Origin of the sequence: Sulfuricurvum sp. (assembly GCF_019163035.1) — a bacterium.
GTDB lineage: Bacteria > Campylobacterota > Campylobacteria > Campylobacterales > Sulfurimonadaceae > Sulfuricurvum.
The window spans coordinates 1-1805 of sequence record NZ_JAFLKV010000031.1; the positions used below are offsets into that span (position 1 = coordinate 1).

Consider the following 1805-nt stretch of genomic DNA (forward strand, 5'->3'; position numbering starts at 1 on the left):
TCCATCCCGTATTTATCCCTCACCTGTGTCAACGCATCGGTAAGGGTACGCATTTTGGTATCGTTTTGTATTTCGAGCAAATCGAAGCTTTTGGGATCATGTTTGGTAAATTTGGTCGCGCTCATCCCGATATAACGGACACGACTATGGGGATAAATATCAAGCTCTTTAAACTTTTCTATCGTAAAGCTTTGGAGAAACATCTCATTAAACAAACGATACAGGGTGTATTGTTTTTTCGAGCTAAGTCCGTTTTCAAACCCCAGTGAAAAAGCATAGGTTGTCGGGTTCACCCCCAGTTTAATAATCGTATGGCTCCAATGACGAATCAAAATATGGATACGGCGATACAGCTCCTCACGATCTTCTATCGGGTGATCCATCGAGCGTGATATACCAATCCCCTTTCGTGATCGCTTTGGCTCAACCGCTTCGTGATCCTCTCCGCAAAATCGTTTGTAAATATCCACTCCTCCCCTGCCCCATGATTGGATCAAAGTACCCGATTTCCACGCATCCCCGATACTTTTTATCCCATATCGAGCCATTTTTTGCGAAAATGCTTTCCCTACTCCCGGAAAATCTCCGATAGGAATATCTTTGACAAACGATTCGATTTCATAGCGCCTCACGACCCGAACGCCGTAGGGTTTGGCGGCGGAGGTTGCCAGTTTCGCGATCCATTTGGAACTGCTCGCCCCGATGGAAACGGGGAGTTTAAACCGGAGCATTATCTGATTTTGGAGATCTCGGATAAACTCATAGGTATCCTCATCATCGATCCATCCCCCCAGATCGCCGAACATCTCATCGATACTGTATTGCTCCATTACGGGGACAACGGAGGAAATATACTCCATCAGTTCATGACTCATCGTGTGATACAAAAAATGGTTGGGTGGCAAAAGCATGAGATGAGGACAAAGACGGAGCGCTTCATGGACACTCATCGCAATTTTAACACCGTAAGCGCGCGCTTCATAACTGGCCGTGGTAATAATCCCCCGTATTTTATCTCCGTCTTTGAAATAGTGGCTGCTATCGTGTTCCGCATGAAAGAGAGAGGGGACAAAAGCACCTGAGTTGAGGGTCATCAGTTTTTTGGCACGAGCAGGGTTTTTATCAAATATAAACGGATCGCCCCGCCCTCCGACGGCAACACATTTTCCGAGTAAGGAGGGGTTCTTTACCCGTTCGCACGAAGCAAAAAAGCAATCAAGGTCCAAATGGATAATCATACCTCAGATCATAATCTGATTTTAACGATCACCACCATTTCCTGTCAGATTGACATAAAATTAGAGTAATTCGAGCTTATACAAGAATAATCGCTCTTTATACGAGGGAATATCGAGTTCTTGACGGTATTTGGCGATAACACGGCGTACCATTTTGACACCAAAGCGCTCTTCGGTCATGTCATGAATTACTTTGTCGCTAAAAGGATCATCTTTGTTCTCGCTTCCCACCAAGCGTTTGAGAAAATGTTTGATCTCTGAGGTTGAGACTTCTCCGATAGAGTTGGAAAAAAAGTCTTTAAATGCAAAGAGTCCCCGCTCCGTTTGGATGTACTTATCGGCGATAGCACGAGAAATGGTCGATTCGTTAAATCCTAGCTCATCGGCGACATCCTGAAGACGGAGCGGTTTGAGCTCTCCCCCCATAAAAAAGGTGTATTGCTTCTCAAGAAGTACCAATGCGACGTTATACAAAGTCGCTTTGCGAAGATCGAGAAGCTTCACCAACTCTCTCGCCTCTTTGAACTTTTGTTTGGCAAAATTGTCGTATTTATCGATCATATTGAC

The 1805-nt window shown here is 44.8% G+C and carries 1 protein-coding gene and 1 pseudogene; both read right to left on the reverse strand.

The window, feature by feature from the left end:
* The coding region (locus JZU62_RS02715) for a DNA polymerase IV (RefSeq protein ID WP_295011653.1) at window positions 1–1238 on the reverse strand (1238 nt) is incomplete at its 3' end.
* A 60-nt stretch (window positions 1239–1298) separates the two neighbouring features.
* Window positions 1299–1805 (reverse strand): annotated as a pseudogene (locus tag JZU62_RS02720) (RNA polymerase factor sigma-54); the annotation flags it as partial.